The sequence below is a fragment of the Micromonospora sp. NPDC049060 genome (assembly GCF_040649055.1).
Taxonomy (GTDB): Bacteria; Actinomycetota; Actinomycetes; order Mycobacteriales; family Micromonosporaceae; genus Micromonospora; species Micromonospora reichwaldensis.
Genome location: NZ_JBEZEV010000013.1, coordinates 36422 through 58463 on the forward strand (window position 1 = coordinate 36422; position 22042 = coordinate 58463).

General features: G+C 71.8%; 22 protein-coding genes and 1 pseudogene. 11 read left to right on the forward strand and 12 right to left on the reverse strand.

The window, feature by feature from the left end; translation table 11 throughout:
• The first annotated feature begins 36 nt into the window (after positions 1–36).
• Positions 37–735: a DUF4870 domain-containing protein gene (locus AB0B83_RS08420; protein ID WP_357577600.1), complete on the forward strand. Its 699-nt coding sequence runs from the start codon at positions 37–39 to the stop codon at positions 733–735.
• Positions 736–775: 40 nt separating this feature from the next.
• On the opposite strand, the gene hemW is transcribed toward AB0B83_RS08420, so the two are convergent.
• A complete protein-coding gene (hemW, locus tag AB0B83_RS08425; RefSeq protein ID WP_357577601.1) occupies positions 776–1999 on the reverse strand; it encodes a radical SAM family heme chaperone HemW in 1224 nt (407 codons plus the stop codon).
• A 20-nt stretch (positions 2000–2019) separates the two neighbouring features.
• Between hemW and AB0B83_RS08430 the strand changes: the two genes are divergently transcribed.
• The 3 genes from AB0B83_RS08430 to AB0B83_RS08440 all read left to right on the forward strand — a co-directional run bounded on the left by AB0B83_RS08430 (position 2020) and on the right by AB0B83_RS08440 (position 4987).
• The gene (locus tag AB0B83_RS08430; protein WP_357577602.1) at positions 2020–2823 is read left to right on the forward strand and encodes an enoyl-CoA hydratase-related protein; all 804 of its coding nucleotides are present in this window, start codon (positions 2020–2022) and stop codon (positions 2821–2823) included.
• A gap of 179 nt (positions 2824–3002) precedes the next feature.
• The gene (locus AB0B83_RS08435; RefSeq protein WP_357577603.1) at positions 3003–3863 is read left to right on the forward strand and encodes a hypothetical protein; all 861 of its coding nucleotides are present in this window, start codon (positions 3003–3005) and stop codon (positions 3861–3863) included.
• Between the two features lie 221 nt (positions 3864–4084).
• Entirely contained in the window at positions 4085–4987 is a 903-nt protein-coding gene (locus AB0B83_RS08440; protein WP_357577604.1) for a phytanoyl-CoA dioxygenase family protein, read from the forward strand.
• Between the two features lie 86 nt (positions 4988–5073).
• Here the strand turns inward: AB0B83_RS08440 and AB0B83_RS08445 are convergent, their stop codons facing one another.
• The 8 genes from AB0B83_RS08445 to AB0B83_RS08480 form a co-directional block, all read right to left on the reverse strand.
• Complete coding sequence (locus tag AB0B83_RS08445; RefSeq protein WP_151452810.1) at positions 5074–5715, reverse strand: MOSC domain-containing protein; 642 nt, start codon at positions 5713–5715, stop codon at positions 5074–5076.
• A 47-nt stretch (positions 5716–5762) separates the two neighbouring features.
• Positions 5763–6620, reverse strand: coding sequence for a carbohydrate ABC transporter permease (locus tag AB0B83_RS08450; RefSeq protein WP_311413787.1), 858 nt, complete (start codon positions 6618–6620; stop codon positions 5763–5765).
• Positions 6617–7603: a sugar ABC transporter permease gene (locus tag AB0B83_RS08455; protein WP_132240418.1), complete on the reverse strand. Its 987-nt coding sequence runs from the start codon at positions 7601–7603 to the stop codon at positions 6617–6619. The genes AB0B83_RS08450 and AB0B83_RS08455 overlap by 4 nt, the downstream gene beginning before the upstream one ends.
• Positions 7600–8889: a sugar ABC transporter substrate-binding protein gene (locus AB0B83_RS08460; protein ID WP_151452807.1), complete on the reverse strand. Its 1290-nt coding sequence runs from the start codon at positions 8887–8889 to the stop codon at positions 7600–7602. Before AB0B83_RS08460 ends, AB0B83_RS08455 begins: the two co-directional genes overlap by 4 nt.
• Positions 8890–9117: 228 nt before the next feature.
• Positions 9118–9405: a GlsB/YeaQ/YmgE family stress response membrane protein gene (locus tag AB0B83_RS08465; protein ID WP_132240420.1), complete on the reverse strand. Its 288-nt coding sequence runs from the start codon at positions 9403–9405 to the stop codon at positions 9118–9120.
• Positions 9406–9674: 269 nt separating this feature from the next.
• Positions 9675–9962, reverse strand: a complete 288-nt coding sequence (locus tag AB0B83_RS08470) for a GlsB/YeaQ/YmgE family stress response membrane protein (RefSeq protein ID WP_151452805.1) — start codon at positions 9960–9962, stop codon at positions 9675–9677.
• Positions 9963–10295: 333 nt separating this feature from the next.
• Positions 10296–12173, reverse strand: a complete 1878-nt coding sequence (gene lepA / locus AB0B83_RS08475; RefSeq protein WP_357577605.1) for a translation elongation factor 4 — start codon at positions 12171–12173, stop codon at positions 10296–10298.
• Between the two features lie 194 nt (positions 12174–12367).
• A complete protein-coding gene (locus tag AB0B83_RS08480; protein WP_357577606.1) occupies positions 12368–12904 on the reverse strand; it encodes a DUF4240 domain-containing protein in 537 nt (178 codons plus the stop codon).
• Between the two features lie 118 nt (positions 12905–13022).
• Between AB0B83_RS08480 and AB0B83_RS08485 the strand changes: the two genes are divergently transcribed.
• Together AB0B83_RS08485 and rpsT are read left to right on the forward strand one after the other, a co-directional pair.
• On the forward strand, positions 13023–14009 hold the full coding sequence (locus AB0B83_RS08485; protein WP_357577607.1) for an aminoglycoside phosphotransferase family protein: 987 nt from the start codon (positions 13023–13025) through the stop codon (positions 14007–14009).
• 197 nt (positions 14010–14206) lie between these two features.
• Positions 14207–14473 carry a 30S ribosomal protein S20 gene (rpsT, locus tag AB0B83_RS08490; RefSeq protein ID WP_132240425.1) on the forward strand — a complete coding sequence of 89 codons (267 nt, stop codon included), beginning with the start codon at positions 14207–14209 and terminating at the stop codon, positions 14471–14473.
• 296 nt (positions 14474–14769) lie between these two features.
• Here the strand turns inward: rpsT and AB0B83_RS08495 are convergent, their stop codons facing one another.
• From AB0B83_RS08495 to AB0B83_RS08505, 3 genes and pseudogenes are all read right to left on the reverse strand, one after another.
• The gene (locus AB0B83_RS08495) at positions 14770–15291 is read right to left on the reverse strand and encodes a hypothetical protein (RefSeq protein ID WP_357577608.1); all 522 of its coding nucleotides are present in this window, start codon (positions 15289–15291) and stop codon (positions 14770–14772) included.
• Complete coding sequence (gene holA, locus AB0B83_RS08500) at positions 15288–16277, reverse strand: DNA polymerase III subunit delta (RefSeq protein WP_357577609.1); 990 nt, start codon at positions 16275–16277, stop codon at positions 15288–15290. The genes AB0B83_RS08495 and holA overlap by 4 nt, the downstream gene beginning before the upstream one ends.
• A gap of 123 nt (positions 16278–16400) precedes the next feature.
• A pseudogene (locus AB0B83_RS08505) lies at positions 16401–17990 on the reverse strand (ComEC/Rec2 family competence protein); the annotation flags it as partial.
• Positions 17991–18150: 160 nt separating this feature from the next.
• On the opposite strand from AB0B83_RS08505, the gene AB0B83_RS08510 reads away from it, so the two are divergent.
• Genes AB0B83_RS08510 through AB0B83_RS08530 form a run of 5 tightly spaced genes read left to right on the forward strand, consistent with a single transcriptional unit; the run spans position 18151 to position 21857 of the window.
• Complete coding sequence (locus AB0B83_RS08510; protein ID WP_357577610.1) at positions 18151–18765, forward strand: helix-turn-helix domain-containing protein; 615 nt, start codon at positions 18151–18153, stop codon at positions 18763–18765.
• On the forward strand, positions 18762–18947 hold the full coding sequence (locus tag AB0B83_RS08515; protein WP_357577611.1) for a hypothetical protein: 186 nt from the start codon (positions 18762–18764) through the stop codon (positions 18945–18947). Before AB0B83_RS08510 ends, AB0B83_RS08515 begins: the two co-directional genes overlap by 4 nt.
• Complete coding sequence (locus AB0B83_RS08520; RefSeq protein ID WP_357577612.1) at positions 18944–19759, forward strand: ABC transporter permease; 816 nt, start codon at positions 18944–18946, stop codon at positions 19757–19759. The genes AB0B83_RS08515 and AB0B83_RS08520 overlap by 4 nt, the downstream gene beginning before the upstream one ends.
• Positions 19756–21516 (forward strand): type IV secretory system conjugative DNA transfer family protein, encoded by a 1761-nt coding sequence (locus AB0B83_RS08525; RefSeq protein ID WP_357577613.1) that lies wholly within the window; start codon positions 19756–19758, stop codon positions 21514–21516. The genes AB0B83_RS08520 and AB0B83_RS08525 overlap by 4 nt, the downstream gene beginning before the upstream one ends.
• Positions 21513–21857, forward strand: a complete 345-nt coding sequence (locus tag AB0B83_RS08530; RefSeq protein ID WP_357577614.1) for a hypothetical protein — start codon at positions 21513–21515, stop codon at positions 21855–21857. Before AB0B83_RS08525 ends, AB0B83_RS08530 begins: the two co-directional genes overlap by 4 nt.
• Positions 21858–22042: the final 185 nt, after the last annotated feature.

The window sequence follows — 22042 nt, forward strand, 5'->3', positions numbered from 1 at the left end:
GGTGCCGCCTTGCCGGCTGCCCCTACCGTGACCTCCATGACTGAACCACCTCGCCCTCCCGGAGCGGGGGACCCCGGCTTCCCGCCGGACCCGACCGCCCCGTCGGGGGTTCCCGGCCCCGCCGGCTACGGCGACCCCACCGCACCACTGTCCGGGGCACCGGGCCCGGGCAGCCATCCTCCACCCGGTGGCTATCCGCCGCCCACCGGTGACCAGCCGCCGTCGGGCGGCTACCCTCCGCCCGGCGACTACCCACCGCCTGGTGGCTATCCCCCGCCCGGCGACTACGGACCGCCCGGCGGCTACGGAGCGCCCGGCGGCTACGGAGCGCCGGGGGCCGGCTATCCGGCCGGTGGCGGCTATGGACCGCCGACGGGCGGCTACGCCAGCAACGAGGACAAGAACTGGGCCCTGATCGCCCACTTCGGCGGCGCGGCCGGCGTGATCGTCGGCGGCGGCATGCTCGGCTGGCTGGCGCCGCTCATCGCGCTGATGGTCCGGGGGCAACAGTCGCCGACCGCCCGGGCGCACGCCGCCGCGGCGCTGAACTTCCAGCTCACCTGGACGATCGTCGGGGTGCTGAGCTGGGTGGTCACGCTGATCACCTGCGGGGTGCTGTTCTTCGTTCCCATGCTCGTCTGGCTGGTGCCGCTGATCTTCGGCATCATCGGCGGGCTCAAGGCCAACGAAGGCGTGCTCTACCGCTACCCGTTGACCTACACCTTCACCAAGTGACCCGGGTCGGCCGCTCCCCCGGCCGGCCCCGGCACGCGGTTCAGGGCAGCAGGTCGCGGACGACCGCGTCGGCGAGCAGCCGGCCCCGCAGGGTCAGCACGGCCCGGCCGGCCGCGTGCTCGTCGGCGGCCAGCAGCCCGTCGGCGAGGGCCCGCGCGGCGCCGGCCCGACCGGCGTCGTCGAGGGCGTCCAGGGGCAGCCCGGAGGCGAGGCGCAGCCGGAGCATGACGTCCTCCATGTGCGCCTCGTCGGCCGTGAGCACCTCGCGGGCCAGGCCGGGCGAGCCGCCCGCCGCCAGCCGCTTCGCGTACGTCGTGGGGTGCTTGACGTTCCACCAGCGCACGCCGCCGACGTGGCTGTGCGCCCCCGGGCCGAGGCCCCACCAGTCGGCGCCGGTCCAGTAGAGCAGGTTGTGCCGGCACCGGGCCGCCTCGTCGCGGGCCCAGTTGGACACCTCGTACCAGGAGAGGCCGGCCGCGCCGAGGGCGGCGTCCGCGGCGAGGTAGCGGTCCGCGGCGACGTCGTCGGAGGGGTACGGCAGCTCGCCGCGCCGCATCCGGGCGGCCAGCCGCGTGCCGTCCTCCACGATCAGGGCGTACGCGCTGACGTGGTCCACCCCGGCGGCGACGACCTGGTCGAGGGAGGCGGCGAAGTCCGCCTCGGTCTCCCCCGGCGTGCCGTAGATCAGGTCCAGGTTGACGTGGTCGAACCCGGCGTCGCGGGCCTCGCGGGCGGCGGCGACGGCCCGGCCGGCGCTGTGCGTGCGGTCGAGGATCGCCAGCACCCCCGACGCGGCGGACTGCATGCCCAGCGAGATCCGGGTGTAGCCGGCGGCCCGCAGCGCCTTCAGCGACTCGGGCGTGACCGACTCCGGATTGGCCTCGGTGGTCACCTCGGCGCCGGGCGCCAGCCCCCAGGTGCGGTCGATGCCGTCGAGGATCCGGGCCAAATCGTCGGCGGGGAGCAGGGTCGGGGTGCCGCCGCCGACGAAGACCGTGTCCACCCGGGGCGGCGGTACGTCGCCCAGCACCCGGCGGGCGAGCGCCAGCTCGGCCAGCACGGTGTCGGCGTAGCCCTCCCGGCTGGCCCCGCCGCCCAGTTCGGCGGCCGTGTACGTGTTGAAGTCGCAGTAGCCGCAGCGGCTGGCGCAGAACGGCACGTGCACGTACACGCCGAAGCCGCGCGCGCCGACGGCTCGGGTGGCGGTGGCGGGCAGCGAGCCGTCGACGGGGACGGTTTCGCCTTCTGGAAGGACGCCGGGCATGGCCACTAGTGTGCCCTTCCATGACCTCTCCCGACGCGCTCGTACGGGTCGCCACGGCCCGTGGGGTGACCACGCTCACCCTGGACAGCCCGCACAACCGCAACGCGCTCTCCACGCCGCTGATGACCCAGCTGCTGGCCGGCCTCGCCGAGGCGGTCGCCGACGACGCCGTACGCGTGATCGTGCTCGACCACGCGGGCCCGGTCTTCTGCTCCGGCGCGGACCTGAAGGAGACGGCCGCCGCGTACGCCAGCGGGACCGTGCCGGCCGGGATGCTCGGCGACGTGCTCGCGGCGGTCTGGGAGTGCCCGAAGCCGGTGGTGGCGAAGGTGGCCGGCCCGGCCCGGGCGGGCGGCCTCGGTCTCATCGCGGCGGCCGACCTGGCGGTGTGCGCGCGGGAGGCGACGTTCGCCTTCACCGAGGTGCGGATCGGCGTGGTGCCGGCGGTCATCTCCGCGACCGTGCTGCCCCGCCTGCACCCCCGCGCGGCTGCCGCGCTCTACCTGACCGGCGACACCTTCGACGGCCGGCGGGCGGCCGATATCGGCCTGGTCACCGCCGCCGTGCCGGCGGACGGACTGGACGCGGCGGTTGCGGGGTACTGCGACTCTCTGGTGCGGGGGGCACCGGGCGCGCTGGCCGGGGCGAAGCAGTTGCTGCGCCGGCCGCCCGCCGCGGACCTGCGGGCGGAGATCGCCGACCTGTCCACCCTCTCGACCGGGTACTTCCTGTCGGAGGAGGGACGCGAGGGCGTCCTGGCGTTCCGGGAGAAGCGGCCGGCGCGCTGGGTGCCCGCCGACGGCGACGCGGGCGCCGAGCGGTGACACCGGGCTGCGGCGGGGGTGTGGCCGCGCGGTGAGCGGGGACTGCGGGTTGCGTCCCGGCGGCCCGCCGGGGCGTCCGCCCGGCGGGCCGGGGCCACGCCCGGCGCTCGTGGAGAACCGGTCGGACGACCCGGAAGGCACCACGAGGGACGTACGCTTGTCGGACTGTCGATCAGGGGGTGTGGGTGCGTACTCGGGCAGTCGTGGCGGGCGGTGTCGTCCTCGTCGTCCTCGTCGCGGTCGGGATCTGGATCGTCATCCGGCAGATGGGCGGGCAGCTGCGCCTCCCCCTGGCCAGCCGGACCTGCACGGTGCAGGCGGACGGCCGGGTGGCGCTGGACCCCGACCAGATGGCCAACGCGGCGACGATCGCGGCCATCGGCATCCAGCGGAAGATGCCCGAGCGGGCCGTCGTCGTGGCGCTGGCCACCGCCTACCAGGAATCCGGCCTGCGCAACCTCGCCGGCGGCGACCGTGACTCGGTCGGGCTGTTCCAGCAGCGCCCCAGCCAGGGGTGGGGCACCCCGGAGCAGATCCGTGACCCCCGCTACGCGGCCAGGAAGTTCTACGCCGGGCTGAAGAAGGTGCGCGGCTGGGAGCAGATGCGGGTCACCGACGCGGCGCAGAAGGTGCAGCGCTCGGCCTTCCCGGAGGCGTACGAGAAGTGGGCCGACGAGTCCGAGGTGCTGACCCGGGCCCTGCTCGGGCACGCCACCGGCGCGGTCGCCTGCACGGTGGGCCGCGACCCGGCGATGCGCGGCGAGGCCGCGGCGACCGCGCTGACCCGCGGCCTGTCGTTGGACTGGGGCCTGGCCGGCGCGACCACCGCGGCGGACCTGACGGGCCTGACGGTCCCGGCCGCCGACGAGCTGCGGGGCTGGCGGTACGCGCACTGGCTGGTCTCGCACGCCCAGGACCACGGCGTGAAGCGGGTGCGCTTCGGCGACCTGGAGTGGACGGCCCGCGACGGCACCTGGAACCGGACCGACGACACGCCGGCCACCGGGCGGGTCGTCGCGGAGGTCTTCGCCGAGGCGTAGTGGCCCCGATCTCCTTACCGGCAGTCACCGCGCAAACCGGCATTACCGGTGATAAGTCCCGTCTCGCCACCCGACTGTGACTTTTCGTCACCGCGCCGCTCCCCACAGTCCGGACAACGGTCGCATATCGTGCTGGGCAGTACCCCGCCTCGGAACCAGCGGGTTACGATCGGCGGCCTGTGCCAGCAATGGTTTCGCCTCATGGGGAGGGGTACGTCGAAGTGTTCGACTACGGCGACCGGACCGGTTACGAACCGATCAGTGACACCGACCGCAAGGAATTCCACGAGCAGGGCTTCCTCCTGCTGCGCAACGTCCTGACGGAGGACCACCGGGCGGCGCTGGAGGCGGCGGTCGACCGCGTCTACGCCGAGGAGAAGGCGAAGGGCACCACCACCAAGGACGGCACCCTGCACCTGCTGGGCTTCCTGGAGCGCGACGAGCTCTTCGGCGACCTGCTGACCCACCCGATCGCCTTCCCGTACATGTGGGGCCTGGCCGGCTGGAACATCTACACCCACCACAACCACCTGGACGTCACCCCGCCGGCTGCGGAGCCGGAGAAGCCCTACTGGGGGTGGCACCAGGACGGCTACCGGCAGAACTCCGACCCGGAGACGATGGACCCGAACCTGCCCCGGCCGATGTTCTCGCTCAAGGTGGCCTACGTCCTCTCCGACCTGTCGGAGAACGGCCGGGGCGCCACCAAGGTGATCCCGGGCAGCCACCTGTGGAACTCGCTGCCCCGCCCGGCGGACACCTCCGTGCACAACCCGGACCCGGAGGGCACGGTGGAGATCACCGCCAACCCCGGTGACGCCTTCATCTTCGACCGCCGCCAGTGGCACTCGCGGTCCACCAACCTGTCGACCATCACCCGCAAGATGCTCTTCGTCGGCTACACCTACCGGTGGATCCGGCCGCTGGACGAGCTGCACATCGACAAGGACGGCGAGTGGTGGGCCAACCGCACGCCGGTGCAGCGCCAGCTCTGCGGTGAGGGCACCCACACCGCCAACTACTGGGGCATCAACTGGGACGGCTACATCGACGACGAGATCCCGCTGCGCAAGGAGCTCAAGCAGCGCGGCCTGCTCGACCGCAACGTGCCCTGGCTGCGCTGAGCCGGTCACCTGGCGCGCGCCGAGCCGACGTCGGACGGGCCCCCTCCCCCACGGGACGGGGCCCGTTCCCGTTCACCCGCCCGCCGTCAGCTCCGGCCGGCGAGCCGGCGGCGCACCTTCTCCCGGACCCCGTCCGGCAGGTCGGGCGCGTCGAGCAGCCGGGGCAGCAGCTCAGGCTCCAGGCTCAGGGCCCGGAACACCTCGCCGATCGTCACCCCGTGCGCGGGCCGGTCCACCACCTCGACCGGGTCCCCCGCGCCGACCTCCCCCTCGCGCAGCACCCGCAGGTACGCCCCGGGCGTCGCCCGTACCGTGAACCGTTTGATCAGGTCGGGTACGCCCCAGAAGCCGGCGAAGGTGGTGCACGGCGTGCGCGGCTTGGTCACCTGGAGCAGCGCCGACCCGACCGCCCACTGCTCGCCGATGACGGCACCTGTCACGTCCACCGCGTACGTGGTCAGGTTCTCCCCGAAGCCGCCGGGGCGGATGCTGCGGCCCATCTCCCCCGCCCACCAGGACGCGTCCTCCTCGGCGTACGCGTAGACCGCCTGCTCCGGACCGCCGTGGTGGGCGCGTTCGCCGATGAAGTCGCCGGCCACCCCGTCCACGCGCAGCAGCACCGGGCCGCCGACCGGCCGCTTGTCGATGCCGCTGCGACCGCTCGCGTCGCCCGCCCATTCCGCCTCGGTCACGCCGCCGAGGTTCACCGAAGCCAGCCTGCCCGTCATGGCGGCCAGCCTAGCCCGCCCCGCAGACCGCCCCGACGCGTGCGGGGTCAGCCCTTGACGGCGCCGGCCACCAGCCCGGAGACCATCCGCCGCTGCACCAGCAGGAAGAAGATGATCACCGGCAGGGTGAACAGCGTGGACGCGGCCATCACCGGGCCCCAGGCGGTGTCGTCGCGACCGAAGAAGAACGTCATCGCGACCGGCAGGGTGTAGCTCTCCTGGTCGTTGATGAAGGTCAGCGCGAAGATCAGCTCGTTCCAAGCGGTGATGAACGAGAAGATGCTCGTGGCCACCAGCCCGGGCGCCACCAGCGGGAAGAGGACCTTGCGGAAGATCTGCGCCCGGCTGGCCCCGTCGATGGCGGCGGCCTCCTCCAGTTCCTTGGGCACCGCGGCGACGAAGCCGCGCAGCATCCACACCGCGAACGGCAGCGAGAAGCCGAGGTAGGTGAGGATCAGGCTCGGCAGGGTGTTGTAGAGCCCGAGCCGCTGGATCATCAGGAACAGCGGGATGACCAGCGCCTCCAGCGGGATCATCTGCACTATCAGCAGCATGATCAGGAAGGTCGTCCGCAGCTTGAACCGGAACCGGGCCACGGCGGTGGCGGCCAGCAGCGCCACCAGCCCGCTGAGCACCACGGTGCAGACCGCGACCAGCGCGCTGTTGAGGAAGAAGTCGCCGAAGGTGACGCCCGGGATCAGGTTCCCGGTGAGGATCTGCCGGTAGTGCTCCAGGGTCGGCTCGGTGGGCACCGGCCGGGGGGTGGACGAGAAGATCTCCGAACTCGGCTTCAGCGAGGTCGCGATCATCCAGTAGACCGGGAACGCGGCGAAGAGCGCCACCAGCAGCCCCGCGCCGTTGAGCGCGAGTCGCTTCGCGCCCCCGCCGCCTCCGCGTCGCGTCACGCGTCCTCCTCCTGCTTGAGCACCATGCGGACGTAGAGGCCGGTCACCACCAGCAGGATCAGGGTGAGGATCACCGCGATCGCGGCGCCGAGACCGTACTTCGGCGGGGGTGAGAACGCCTCCGCGTACGAGTAGATGGAGAGCATGAACGTCGGCCGGTCCTGCGTGCCGCCGGCCAGCACGAACTGCTGGGTGAAGACCTTGAAGTCCCAGATCGTGGAGAGCACGATCAGGATCCCGAAGACCGGCCGCAGCAGCGGGAAGGTGATCTTCCAGAACACCTTCCACGGTCCGGCCCCGTCGACCCGGGCCGCCTCGTGCAGCTCGCTCGGCACGCTCTTCAGGCCGGCGAGCACGCTGACCGCGATGAACGGGAACGAGTGCCAGACCACCACCAGCGTCAGGATCGAGAAGAACAGCAGCGGCGAGTTGAACCAGCCGTAGCCCGTCCAGTCGCTGCGCCCGAAGAGGCTCTGCGACAGCCCGTCGGGCAGCGCGTTGAACAACCAGGTGACCAGGCCGCTGGTGTCGTCGAAGATCCATTTCCAGACGATCGTGCCGGTCAGCGCGGGGGTGGCCCAGGCGAGCATCACGCAACTGGCCACGAATGCGGCCATCTTCTTGCCGAGCCGGTTGAGCAGCAGCCCGACCAGGGTGCCCAGGACCATCGTGAGCACGACGTTGGCCACCGCGAAGAGCACGGTGTTGCGCAGCACCGTCAGGAAGAACGGATCGCTGAGGATCTCGGCGTAGTTGCCGAAGCCCACCCACGGCCACTCACGGTCGCCGCGCAACTGTCGGACGTTGTTGAGCTGGTGGAAGGACATCACCACCACCTGGCCGAGCGGCCAGAGCAGCAGCACGCCGATGATCACCAGGCAGGGCAGGAGCAGCAGGTAGGGCAGGCGGTCCACCCGGCGACGCCGCCGCGCGGGGGTCTCCCGCGCGGCGGCCGTCTCCGGCGCCTCGGTCAGCGTGGTCACTTGGCGTTGAGGATGCTTTCCATCTCCGCGGCCGCGTCGGCGGTAGCCTTCTCGACCGTCTTCTGACCCTTCATGACCGAGCTGTTCATCGCCTGGGTCACCGTCTTGGTCCGGCTGACCTCCACCCACTTCGGGGTGAGCGGCGTGAGCTTGGTGTTCTGCATCGTGGTGGCGAACGCCGACATGATCTTGTCGTTGGCGTACTTGTCGCCGCCGACCAGGTCCTTGTAGACCGGGAAGAAGCCGAGGCTGTCGGCGAAGGCCTGGTCGTTCTTCTTGTTCACCAGCACGGTCAGGTAGTCCCAGGCGAGATCCTGCCGCTCGCTGTCCTTCCAGATCGCGACGTCGGAGCCGCCGGCGAAGCCGGGTGCCGCCTTGCCGTCGGGGCCGGGAATCGGGAACGTACCCCAGACCTTCTCGATCTCCGGGTTGTCCTTCTTGATGGCGCCCTGCTGCCAGCTGCCGCCGAAGGCCATCGCCGCCTTGCCGGTGGCGAACTGGGTCCGGGCGTCGATCTCGTTCCAGCCCGCGGCGGCCGGCGGGGCCACCTTGTGCACGGTCACCAGGTCGGTCCAGAACTTGACGGCCTTCTGCGCCTCGGGCGTGTTGTAGCCCGACTTCCAGGAGTCGCCCTGCTGCGTGGCGATCTCCGCGCCGGCGCCCCACAGGAACGAGTAGAAGGGCAGTTCGGAGTTGCCCGGCAGCGCGATGCCGTAGGTGCCCGGCTTCTTGGCCTGCACGGTCTTGGCGGCGGCGACCAGCTCGTCCCAGTTGGTCGGCGGCTTCACGCCCGCCTCGGCGAACCAGTCGGCGCGGTAGTACATCCCCCGGACGCCGGCGTACCACGGAACGCCGTACTGCTTGCCGTCGAGCTGGGCGTTCTTGACCAGGTCGGGGAGGAGGTCCTTGCCCTCGGTCCAGCCGTTCATCCGGTCGGTCACGTCGGCCAGCGCCTCCTGCGCCGCCCAGCCCTGGGTCTCGGTGTTGCCCAGCTCGGTGATGTCCGGCCCCTCGCCACCGGCGAGCGCGGCCTGGAACTTCTTCGGCGCCTCGAGCCAGGGGATGTACTGGACCACCACGTCCGTGTCCGGGTGCTTCTGCCGGAACTCGGTCTCGACGCCGTCGAGGAACTTGGTCTGCGCCTCGCTGCCCTCGCCCATCATCCAGACCGTCAGCTTGCTGTTGTCGGCGGCCTTGTCGTCATCCGAGCCACCGCAACCGGCCAGGACCATCGCGGCCGAGGCCACGACGGCGGTGACCGGAGCCAGCCGCTTCCACCTGTTCACGCCACATCTCCCTCGCGCCGCTTGGCACTAACCTTCTCCGCCGCACCTTAGTAGGAAAAATTCCTTTACGACAGTGGGCGGTTGGCGAAAGAGAGGCGACGGTACCGCAGCGGGTCGGTCACGCGCGGCCGGCCGCAGGGGCGAAACCGGGCGCACCCAGACGATCGGGGCGTACGCGAAACGGGCGCCCGACCTGTGCGGTCGGACGCCCGTCGAGCGGTACGGGAATTACCGGTGGGTGACGCTGCGGCGACGACCCACACCGGCGACCAGCGCCACGGCGATCGCAGCCAGCACCACCTGGACCAGCAGCTCGCCCCAGTCGATACCGGCGGTCTCCGTGGCGATACCCATCGCCCGGGCCAGCACGGTGCCCAGCAGCGCGGCGCCGACACCGATCAGCATGTGCAGCCACATCGGCATGTTCTGGCGGCCCGGCACGAGCAGGCGACCCAGAGCGCCGACAATGAGACCGACGATGAGCGCAGTGACGATGCCCCAAACGGTGAGCTCCATGTCGCCCTCCTCCTTGAGAAAGTCAGTTCCACGATCTGTGGTGTTCCTGTCGTGACCGCTAAGTTCCCGACCCGCCGAAATTCCAAACCGCTTTTCTGGGGCACCGGTTCGGCACGCTCCAGACCGGACTTCCGGCACCGCCGCAGCGCCGCCGGGTCCGGCCGGGACCGGGCGGACAGACGCCCCGGACTGCCCGCGAAGGGCCCCGCGGCGTACGCGAAACGGGCGCCCGACCTGTGCGGTCGGACGCCCGTCGAGCGGTACGGGGATTACCGGTGGGTGACGCTGCGGCGACGACCCACACCGGCGACCAGCGCCACGGCGATCGCAGCCAGCACCACCTGGACCAGCAGCTCGCCCCAGTCGACACCGGCGGTCTCCGTGGCGATACCCATCGCCCGGGCCAGCACGGTGCCCAGCAGCGCGGCGCCGACACCGATCAGCATGTGCAGCCACATCGGCATGTTCTGGCGGCCCGGCACGAGCAGGCGACCCAGAGCGCCGATGATAAGACCAACGATGAGCGCAGTGACGATGCCCCAAACGGTGAGCTCCACGTCGCCCTCCTCCTTCAAAAAGAATCAGTTCCACTGTCTGTGGTGTTCCTGTCGTGACCGCTAAGTTCCCGACCCGCAGAAAACCCAAACCGGTTCGACCGACGAAGACGACGTCGTACATCAATGGCGCACAGGCGGCGACCACACCCGCGCGATCATTCGCGCAGGTGGCGCCCTTCTGCCCGGCGAGCGGAGCGCGGGGCCACGGGGCCGAAAAATTCCTTCAACGCGAACGGCCGGCGCCCCGGGGCGGGCGGGACCACCGAGGGTCCGCAGCCCGGCCGGGGCGCCGGCCGTCGTACGTCGTCATCCGCCGGACGCACCGGCGGCGGGTCACTTCTTGCCGGGGGCCTTCCCGTCGCCGGAGTCGGAGGAGAGCGCGGCGATGAAGGCCTCCTGGGGGACCTCCACCCGGCCCACCATCTTCATCCGCTTCTTGCCCTCCTTCTGCTTCTCCAGCAGCTTGCGCTTGCGGCTGATGTCACCGCCGTAGCACTTGGCGAGCACGTCCTTGCGGATCGCCCGGATGGTCTCCCGGGCGATCACCCGGCTGCCGATCGCCGCCTGGATCGGCACCTCGAACTGCTGGCGCGGGATCAGGTTGCGCAGCTTGGCCGCGATCGTGACGCCGTAGTTGTACGCCTTGTCCTTGTGCACGATCGCGCTGAACGCGTCCACCGGCTCACCGTGCAGCAGGATGTCGACCTTCACCAGGTCGGACGCCTGCTCGGTGGAGGGCTCGTAGTCCAGCGAGGCGTAGCCCTTGGTGCGGCTCTTCAACTGGTCGAAGAAGTCGAAGATGATCTCCGCGAGGGGCAGCGTGTAACGGAGTTCGACCCGGTCGGCGGAGAGGTAGTCCATGCCGAGCAGGCTGCCCCGGCGGCCCTGGCAGAGCTCCATCACCGCGCCGACGTAGTCGTTCGGGGTGAGCACCGTGGCGCGCACGACCGGCTCGTACACCTCGGCGATCTTGCCCGTGGGGTACTCGCTCGGGTTCGTCACGACGATCTCCTCGCCGTCCTCCGTGATGGCCCGGTAGACCACGTTCGGCGCGGTGGAGATGAGGTCGAGGTTGTACTCGCGCTCCAGCCGCTCCCGGATGATCTCCAGGTGCAGCAGGCCGAGGAAGCCGCACCGGAAGCCGAAGCCGAGCGCGCCCGACGTCTCCGGCTCGTAGTCGAGCGCGGCGTCGTTGAGCTTGAGCTTGTCCAGCGCCTCGCGCAGGTTGGGGTAGTCGGAGCCGTCGATCGGGTAGAGGCCCGAGTAGACCATCGGCTTCGGGTCCTTGTAGCCGCCGAGGGCCTCCTTCGCCGGCCGCGAGTTGATGGTGATCGTGTCACCCACCCGGGACTGGCGGACGTCCTTCACGCCGGTGATCAGGTAACCCACCTCGCCGACGCCGAGCGCGTCGGCCTTCACCATCTCGGGCGAGATGACGCCGATCTCCAGCAGCTCGTGCACGGCGGCGGTGGACATCATCTTGATCCGGTCGCGGGCGCTGATCCGCCCGTCGATGACCCGGACGTAGGTGACCACGCCCCGGTAGACGTCGTAGACCGAGTCGAAGATCATGGCGCGGGCGGACGCCTCCGCGTCGCCGACCGGTGGCTTGAACTGCCGGACGATCTCGTCGAGCAGGTACGGCACGCCCTCGCCGGTCTTGCCGGAGACCTTGATGCAGTCCGCCGGGTCGCCGCCGATGAGGTGCGCCAACTCCTCCGCGTACTTCTCCGGCTGGGCGGCCGGCAGGTCGATCTTGTTGAGCACCGGGATGACGTGCAGGTCGTTCTCGAGCGCCAGGTAGAGGTTCGCCAGGGTCTGCGCCTCGATGCCCTGCGCGGCGTCGACAAGCAGGACCGCGCCCTCGCAGGCGGCCAGCGACCGGGACACCTCGTAGGTGAAGTCGACGTGGCCCGGGGTGTCGATCATGTTGAGCACGGCGGTCTCGCCGGTCCGGTCGCCCTCCCGGATGGTCCAGGGCATCCGGACGGCCTGGCTCTTGATCGTGATGCCGCGCTCGCGCTCGATGTCCATCCGGTCGAGGTACTGCGCACGCATCTGCCGGGGGTCGACCACGCCGGTGAGCTGCAACATCCGGTCGGCCAGGGTCGACTTCCCGTGGTCGATGTGGGCGATGATGCAGAAGTTCCGGATGCGCGCCGGGTCGGTGGCACCAGGAGCGTTCGCGCCGGAATCGAGCGTCGGTGGCACAGCGGTCCGTTCTGATCGGCTGACGTGAGCGGGCCGGCACGTCGCCGGCCCCCTCTATGCTCCCACGTCGCCGCCGCGCGTCCGCTGCGCGGGCGATCCCCGCCGCCGGGACCACCCCGCGAGCGCCGCCTCGCCCAGCGTCGCCTGGCGCACCGCGCCCGGTGTCGCGCCGAGCGGCGGAGGGCCGAGCGGGGTCACTCGGCGGGGGGCTCGACGAAGAGGGCGGCGAGCCTGGGCAGCCGCCGCTTCGCCTCCTCCTCGTCGTCGAAGTCCCAGAAGTCGTTGAGGTCGGGCACCGGCGCCGGCTCCGGGTCCGCCGGCAGCTCGGCGGCGGTGACCCGGCGGTACGCGTCCCACGGCGCCGCCAGCATCCCGGCGGCTGAGAACTCCTCACCGCTGAGCGAGGCCGCCCGCACCTGGGACAGCCCGGCCAGCGAGTCCGGGTCGGCGACGGCACGTGCGAACACCTCGCGCCCCTGGGTCATCAGCCAGCCCCGGAAGTGGTGGAAGCCCTCGTCGGACACGCCACCGTTGATCAGGTAGGCGGCGCCCCAGAGGTCGACCTTGTGCGAGGCGGACAGCACCCGCGCCTGGTGGCGGGCGTACCCGACGATGTCCTCCGGGTCGCGCTCGGCGAGCAGGGCGACGGCCCGCGCGGCGACCGCGTGCGGCTCTCCCCCGCCGCCGGCCCGGGCCCGGTCGATCAACTGCCAGAAGTCGTCGGTCCTCATGGCCTGGCAGTCTGGCAGACCGCGCGCCGCTCCCGCCCCGCCACGGCAGGCACGGCGGGTCGCGGGCGCCGGGCGCAGAGGCGGTGCGGGCCGGCCCGCCACCCGGCAGCATGGTGGCGTGACCCCGACGTCCCCGCCGCCCGTGCCGTACCACGCGACCGCCCGTCGGCCGGAGTGGGCGACGCTGCCGGCGGCGCTGCGTACCGCCATCGGCGACCGACTCGGCGCGCCCGTGGTCGCGGCCCGGGTCGCCGGCGCCGGCTTCACCCGCGGCTTCGCCGCCGTGCTCCGCACCGCCGCCGGGGGCCGGGCCTTCGTCAAGGCCGCGGCCACCGCCGCGCAACCGCGGCTGGTCGACTGGTACGCCCGGGAGGCCGCGATCCTCGACCGGCTCCCGGCCGGACTGCCGGCGCCCCGCCCCCGGTGGACCCTGTACGAGGCCGGCTGGTTCGCGCTCTGCCTGGACGCCGTCGACGGGCACACGCCCCGGCTGCCCTGGGACCCCACCGAGCTGACCGCGACCCTGACCGGGTACGCCGACGTCGCCGCCGCGCTGGCCGGTGCGCCGGCCGGGCTGCGCGAACTCGGGCTGCCCCACCTCGCCGACCTGGCCCGCGACGACATCCTCTGGTGGGGCGAGGTGGCCGCCGGCCGGGAGCCGGCACCGCCGCTGCCCACGCCGCTCCGGGACCGCCTGCCCGAGCTGGTCGCGCTGGAGTCCCGTCTCCCCGCGTACGCCGCCGGCGCCACCGGCCTGATCCACGGCGACCTGCGGCTGGACAACGTGCTGATCGACGGGGCGGGGCGGGCCTGGTTCTGCGACTGGACGTGGCTCTGCCAGGGGCCGCCCTGGTTCGACCTGGTGACCCTCCTGCTCACCGCGTACGCCGACGGCCTGGACGCCGACGCGCTCTTCGCCCGGCACCCGGCATCGGCCGGCGCACCTCCCGACGCGCTGGACGCCAGCCTCGCCGCCCTGTCCGGCTACTTCCTCACCACCGCCGCCTCGGCGCCCGGTACCGCGTCGCCGCACCTGCCGGCGCACCAGCGGTGGAGCGGCGAGCAGTCACTCGGCTGGCTCGCCCGCCGGCAGGGCTGGACCTGACCGGACCGCTCGCCGCGTTGTGGCATGCCCACGACCGCTCGCCGTGGTGCCATGCCCGCGGCGCCGACCAGGGCGGGGACCGAGCCGTTTTGGCTCGTCCCGGGCGACCTGGTAACCTGGCTCTTCGCGCAGCGATGACGCATGCTCGTCGCGCGCGGAATGCAGACCAACCCGAGCTATCAAGACGAGGCTGTCGCGTGGCGAACATCAAGTCCCAGATCAAGCGCAACCGGCAGAACGAGAAGCGCCGGCTGCGTAACAAGTCGGTCAAGTCGTCGCTGAAGACCGCCGTCCGGAAGTTCAACGAGGCCGCTGAGGCCGGTGACGTCGAGAAGGCCACCATCCTCATGCGGGACGCCTCGCGCAAGCTGGACAAGGCGGTCAGCAAGGGCGTGATCCACTCGAACCAGGCCGCGAACCGCAAGTCCGCGATCGCCCGGCGCGTGGTGTCGCTCTCCGCCTGACGAGGCGACCTCAGACCTGACCGGAAGCCCCGGGCACGACCCGGGGCTTCCGGCTGTCTGCGTTTCACGCGCCGCGCTGCGGACGCCCGTCGTCCGCCGTGCCCTGGCGTCGTTCGCTGCGGCTCTTCGTGGCTCGCCGTCGGTCGCACAGCAGATCTTGGCGGGAACGGGCCCTCACCGGGGCCGTTTCCTTCCAAGATCTCAAGCGGGGCGACACCGGGTGCGCCACGGCCTGCCAGGCACCGATCGGTCGCCGGCGGGTCGGTCGTCGGATCGCCGTGACCGGTGGCGGGTCGTCAGCCCAGCGGATCGGGGTGGGCGCGCTGCGGGCCGAACTCGGCGTCCGCGCGGCCACCGTCGCGCTCCCCCGTGCCGCGCTGCGCGTCCAGGTACATCTGCCGGTCGCGTACGGCACGCGCGGCGTGCGGCACCGGCGACGCCGTGACGACGATGCCCTGCACGGTGTGCGCGACCCAGTCGACCCTGGCCCGCCCGACCACCGGCTCCATCTGCTGGCGGAAGCGGTCCCGTTCCTGCTCGGGCACGAGGGCGGCGGTGCGGACCACCATCGCGGCCACCATGTCGTTGAGCTTCACCATCGCGGCCACCGTGGCGGGCAGGACGAGCACCGACCACCAGGTGACCAGCTCGGCGAGGGCGAGCAGCGCGGCGAGCGCGACGGTGCCCTCGAAGAAGAGGAAGCAGAGCACCCCGCCCGGGTTGACGAAGCGCAGCCGGAGCAGGCGCGCGTAGAGCGGACGGTACCGCTCCTCGTCGGCGGGGATCGTGGCCCACGAGCCGCGGGGTGCTCCGCTCACCGGGCGCCACCCTGCCGGGCGGCGGCGACCGAGAACACGGCCCGCTCCAGCGCGTACGCGCGGTCGTCCGAGCCGCCCTTGACGGCCGCGTTGCACTCGGCCGCGGCCCGCATCGCCTCGACCAGCCCCTCGGGCGTCCAGCCACGGGCCCGCTGCTGAGCGGACCTGATCTTCCACGCCGGCATGCCGAGGCTGCTCGCCAACTGGAAGGGGTCGCCCCGGCCAGCGGCGGCCACCCGGGCCACGGTGCGTACGCCGTCGGCGATCGCGTCGGCGATCGGCACCGGGTCGACCCCCACGTGCAGCGCCCAGCGCAACGCCTCCAGCGCCGCCGGCACGTCGCCCACCATCGCGGCGTCGGCGACGGTGAAGCCGGTCACCTCGACCCGCCCCCGGTAGTAGCGGGAGACCGTGTCGGCGCCGATGCGGCCGTCGGTGTCGGCCATCAGCTGGGAGCAGGCGGCGGCCAGCTCGCGCAGGTCGTTGCCGACCGCCGCGATGAGCGCCTCGGCCGCGTCGTCGGTGCACTTCCCGCCGGCCCGGCGGATCTCGTCCCGGACGAAGGCCACCCGGTCCCGGTGCGCGCCGGGCCCCTTGAGCTTTGCCGCCGGCACCACCGTCGCCCCGGCCGCCTTCAGCCCGTCGGCGAACGCCTTGCCCTTGGCCCCGCCGAGGTGCAGCACGATCAGTTGCACGTCCGGGTCGGGATTCTTCGCGTACGCCAGCAGAGCCGCCACCAGGTCCTTGCGGGCGTCCTGGCCGGCGCGCAGCACGAGCACCCGTCGCCCGCCGAAGAGGGACGGGCTGAGCATCTCGGCGATCTCGCCGACGACGAGGGCCCCCGCCTGGTATTCGCGGACGTCCACGTCGGGGTCGACGCTGCGGGCCTTCGCGACGGCTTCGGTGACCGCACGCGTGGCGAGCAGCTCCTCGTCGCCGAGGACGAGCAGAATAGGAGCGAAGCTGGCGGCGGTCACGCCGCCCATATTCGCACGGCCGGCGGTTGGATCCAGTCTGCTCGTCGGCACTCCGGTTGCGGAGCCCGCACTCAGCGCAAATCCAGACATTTACCTCAGTACGCCGCTAAAGCCGATAATCGGCGTCGATTCCTACCGTTGTCGGCCCGGCGGCGTGCCTCGTGTCGCCACCCCCAGGCCGGCCCGGCCGAGCACCGCCGCCACGTCCCCCTCCGTGTCGGTACGCAGCACCCGCGCCCCGCCCCGGACCAGCCGCCCGAGCACCGCCGGATTGGGATGCCCGTAGGTGTTGCCCGTCCCCACCGGCACCAGGGCCACCACGGGACGCACCGCGTCCAGGAAGGCCGGGTCCTGGTAGGCCGACCCGTGGTGCGCGACCTTCAGCACCTCGGCCCGCAGGCCGCCCGGCGAGGTGCCGTCCAGCAGCGCCCGCTGCTCCTCGGTCTCGGCGTCCCCGGCGAGCAGGATCCGTACGCCGGAGACCGTGGCGAGCAGCATCAGCGAGTTGTTGTTGGGATCCGACCGGGTGCCGCGCAACGGGCGGGGCGGGCCGATGACGGTGAACTCGACGCCACCCTCCCGGTACCGCCACCCGGCCGCGCCCGCCACCACGTCGACGGAGTGCGCCGCGGCCTCGGCGAGGACCAACTCCCGCCCGGCGGCGGGCTCGGACCACTGCGGGGTGAGCACGGCGCCCACCGGTCGACCCCGGAACACGCCCGCCACGCCGCCGGTGTGGTCGACGTGGAAGTGGCTGACCACCAGCAGCGCGACCTCCCGTACGCCCAGCCGACGCAGGCAGCCGTCCGCCGCCCCCGGGTCCGGCCCGGCGTCGACCACCACCGCCCGGCCGGCCGCCACCGGCAGCACGACGGTGTCGCCCTGGCCGACCGCGCAGGCGGCGACCACCCAGCCCGCCGGGGGCCAGCCGGGGGCGGCCAGCCGTACAGGCAGCGTGCCGGCCACGACGGCGACGACGACCACCGCCACCAGCCGGCGTACGACCGGGTGCCGGGTGGCCACCAGCAGCGCGACGGTCAGCCCGGCCAGCAGCAGGGCCCCCGGCACCCCGCCCGGCCACGGCAGCGTGCCCGCCGGCAGCCGCGCGCCGTGCCGCGCCACCATGACCAGCCACCAGGCCGGCCAGCTGGCCAGCCACGCGACGAACTCCGCCCCCGCCGGCCAGACGGGCGACACCGCCGCCGCCAGCACCCCGAGCACCGTGGCGGGCGCGATGGCCGGCACCGCCAGCAGATTGGCCGGCACGGCAACCAGGCTCACCGTGCCCGAGATCCCGGCCACCACCGGGGCGCAGGCGAGCTGCGCGGCCGCCGGCACGGCCAGCGCCTCGGCGAGCCCGGCCGGCACCCCGCGCCGACGCAGCCCGTCGCGCCACCTCGGGGCGAGCAGCAGCAGGCCGCCGGTGGCCAGCACGGAGAGCGCGAAGCCGGCGTCGCCGGCCAGCTCCGGGTCGACCAGCACCAGCACGGCCACCCCGGCGGAGAGGGCGGGCAGCGCCGCCCGGGGGCGCCCGGCCGCCAACGCCGCCAGCCCGATGGCGCCCATGGTGGCGGCGCGTACCACGCTCGGCGAGGGACGGACCAGGATGACGAAGCCCACCAGCGCCAGCCCGCAGAGCCCGGCGGCCAGCCACGGCCCGGCCCGCGCCCACCGGGCCAGCAGCAGCACCGCCCCGACGACGATGGCCACGTTGGAGCCAGTGAACGCGACTTAGGGAGGTGAGTAGAAACGAGCCCGGCAGGTGCGCCAACACCTGTGATCCGGGCTCTTGACGGACACAGGAGGTCCGCCCGCTGTGAGTGTAGAGGCTGTCTCGTGGGCGTTGAACGACGCGCCTGACGTACCCCCCGCCTGCCTGGCTGTGCTGATCGGTCTCGCCAACCACGCGCACGCCAACGGCCGAGCCGCGTACCCGTCTCAGGAACGGCTCGCCCACTACTCCCGCAAGTCGACCCGCTCGGTTCGTACCGACCTGGCGACGCTGGAACGGCTCGGCATCATCCGGCGTGGCGATCAGCGGCACGTCTTCCACCTGCCGACCGACCGGCGGCCGGTGGTGTGGGATCTCGCGATGGAGCGTCGGCGGACCGTTCCGGTTGCTCTTGACCCGTTCGCCGAGCCGCAGCCCGGTCGCCCGACCGAGGTTCCCGAGCCTGTGGATAACCGCCCGGAAGCAGACTTCCGCCCGGTACCGACCGACCGGAAGCACAGCGTTGAGCGGCCGGAAGCAGGCTTCCGCACCGACCGGAAGCAAGCTTCCTACAAACCGTCCTTGAACCATCAAGAACCGTCCTACCGCGCAAGCGCGGGAGAGATCTCTCCGAAGATCAACGGCAAGAAGACCTTCACCCCTCGCGCTCTCACCGGCGCTGCCCTGCCCGTTCAGCGGGACATGGCGCAGTGCCCGAAGCACCGAGGGATGCCCGCCCACCGTTGCGGCGCGTGCCGCTCCGAGGCTCTGGCGGGTGGCCGATGAACGCCACTGCCGCTCACGCCCTGGCCTTGGTTCTCATCGGCGGACCCGTGGCGATGCTCTCGCCGTTCGTCATCGCTCGCCTGCTGGTCGACCAGCACGGCAGCCAGGTTGCCGACGACATCGCCCACCTCTCTGACGTTCCCTCCGTCCCCACCGCCCGCCGGGAGTTGATCAACCGATGACCACCGCCACCGCTCCCAGCGCCTACCCGGCTTCCGTCGGGGACCTGCTCCCCGCTGTCCGGGACCTGGCTGACAGGCTCGGCGAGATCCCCTCCCGCAACCGGATCATGCGTGAGTTCAAGGTGGGTGCGCCCAAGGCTCAGGCTGTCCGGCTGGCCCTGGTCGCCGAGCCCATCACCCTGCCCGACGACATCGAGACCGAGCCCACCTCTGACCCGTGGGAGTACGCCGAGCCCGCCCCGGTTCCGCCGGTTCCGCCCATCGACACCACCCCGGTTCCGCTGATCCTGCCGACCGAGAAGGTCGCCGAGCCGTTGCCCGAGGTCGACCAGGTCGGACACCCGCCGGTCACGGCCGAGCCCTCCCCCGCTGCCAGCAAGCCTCGCCGGCTGGCTACCTGGCCGGTCATCCTGATCGCCCTGCCCGCGTTCGTGGCCATCTGGTCCGGGTGGGTTGGGCTCGGCGGACTCACCGGGTTCGGGGTGGTCCACCCCCTGCCCGGCATCGCCGACGGGTTCAGCCTCAACACCGCCATCACCCTGCCGATCGGCGTCGAGGTCTACGCCGCGTACGCCCTGCGAGCCTGGCTCTCGGGCATGGTCCCGCCCCGGGCCCGCCGGTTCGCCAAGTGGTCCGCCATCGGGTCTCTGCTGGTGGGCGCGCTCGGTCAGGTCGCCTATCACCTACTGGTCGCTGCGGGCATCGAGTCCGCCCCCTGGTGGATCACCACCCTTGTTGCCTGCCTGCCCGTCGCGGTGCTCGGCATGGCCGCTGCCCTTGCTCACCTGTCGCACGAGGGGAGCGAGCAGTGACCGAGTTGGATCGGGCTCTCCGCAAGCTGCGGCGCAAGCACACCGTGTCGCGGGTGGCCTACCGGTACGTCTCCGGTAGGCCGCTCAGCGGCAAGCCTGGCTACCCGTACCGCCACCGGGGACCGGGCAGGCTGGCCGGCTGGCAGCGTCAAGCCGTACGCCTCGGGGTTCCGGTCGCGGCCGTCATGGCTGCGGTCTACCCCGGGCAGGCTGGCGGGGTGCTCGGCACTGCCGTTGCCGTCACCGGCTGGCGAGTGCGTCGCCGGTTCAGCATGCGCCGGTTCAACCGGGAGTACGTCACCCCGACCCTGGCTGCCCTTGCTCCCGCCCTCGGGTTGCAGACCGGCGTACGCCTGCACGTTGACCCCTCGTTGGGCAACCTCACTCCCCGGCTGGCCAAGCCGCTGTCACCGGCAGAGATAGCAGTACGGGCCTGGTACGGCGAGCGGGTAGAGCCGGTGATCCGGTGGCTTCCCGAGCGTGCTCAGCGGGCAGCCTGGTCGGTGCAGCGCAAGGCCGAGCCGGTCACGTCCAAGCTGGCCTTGTTCCGTCGCCCGGTCGATGGCGACCAGGGCCCGCGCATCGAGCTGACCGCAGACACCCCGTATCTGACCAAGGAACAGCGGCAGTTGGTGTCGGCGATCATCGGCAGCAAGATCCCCGTTGCCGACCTGGTCGAGACGTGGCACCAGGTTGGCCCTCGGGTGCGGGCTACCTGGACCGTGCGCAAGCGTCCCCCGGCCCGGGTTGGTGTCGACCAGGTCGCCGAGCACATGCCGTGCGATGACGCCGTGTTCTACCTCGGGCAGGGTGCGGGCGATCGGCCGGTGACGATCAGCCTCGACGACGACTCCCCGCACATCGCGATCAGCGCCGGGACCGGCGCGGGCAAGAGCGTGCTCGCCGAGCTGGTCGCGGTGCAGGTGCTCCGTCGTGGCGGCCGGGTGGTCATCCTCGACCGGAAGGGCTCGCACCGTTGGGCCCTCGGGTTGGACGGGGTCGACTACTGCACCAAGCCGGGACAGATGCATCACGCCCTGGTGCGGTTGGCTGCTCTTGCCGACGAGCGGAACACCCTCGCCTTCCACGAGGAGGACGGGTGGAACCCCGGCCCTCGGGTGCTGGTCATCTGTGAGGAGTTGAACGCGACCCTGACGCAGCTCACCAACTGGTGGGCGGACAACCGAGAGAAGGGAGACCCGAAGCGATCCCCTGCCGTGTCGGCGCTGGGCGAACTGCTGTTCATGGGGCGGGCGGCGAAGGTCAACGTGATCGGCGTGGCTCAGATGCTCACCGCCCGAGCGATCGGCGGACCGGAGAGCCGCGAGAACTTCGGGGTTCGCTGCCTCGCCCGGTACACCGCCAACGCGTGGAAGATGCTCGCTCCGCAGGCAGCCATGCCCCGGGCATCTCGGGTGCGTGGCCGGTGGCAGGTGGTCATCGGCGACCAGGTGACCGAGACGCAGGTGGCCTACCTGACCGCCTCAGAGGCACGCACGCTGGCGATGTCCCCGGACGTGTCCCCTTCCCTGGTCAGCGCGTCTATCAAGCCCTGCGGGGACAACAGGCTCACGCTCAAGGAGGCATGCGCTACGGGTGTACTTCCCTGGTCGTACGAGGCCACCAAGAAGAGAGCACAGCGGCGAGTAGGTGACGTGCCGCTACCGCGAAACCGGCGCAACGGCGTCGATGTGTACGACCGTGAAGACCTTGCCCGCTGGGCAGGGAGCCAGTCCGCAGAGAGGATCAGTCAGTGACCGAGACCATCACCTACGCCGACCACGTTGCCTACCTCGACCCGATGACCGGCGAGGGTCTGTTGGTGCTCCCCCTGGTCGCCGACGACATCGAGCCCCCAGCCGGTTCGGTCAGCCTGCAAGCTGCCGGGTGGGATCACGCCATCAGGGATCTCAACCGGCGAGGCTGGGAACCGACCGAGGATGACGACGGCGGGACCATGCACGTCGGCACCACGGCGGACGGACGACCGGTCATCGGTCTGTACGGACGAGAGCCGATCATCTCTCAGCCGAGCATCGAGCAGGCGGCCGAGGCGTTGCGAGAGCTGCTCGTTGTCGCCGAGGTAGTGACCGAGTAGCAGGGCCATCAGGCAGGTACGCACACTCGACGGCAAGATAGGCAACACCGTGTTATGCATCTACAGGCGGCCGGGTAGTCTGCGAACGGTAGATGTCATCAAGTGCCTCTTGACGGTTTCAAGTGTCACTTGATGAGAGGAAGACCCCCGCCCCAGGTTCCGAGGCCGCAAGGCGGAGGCCCTCC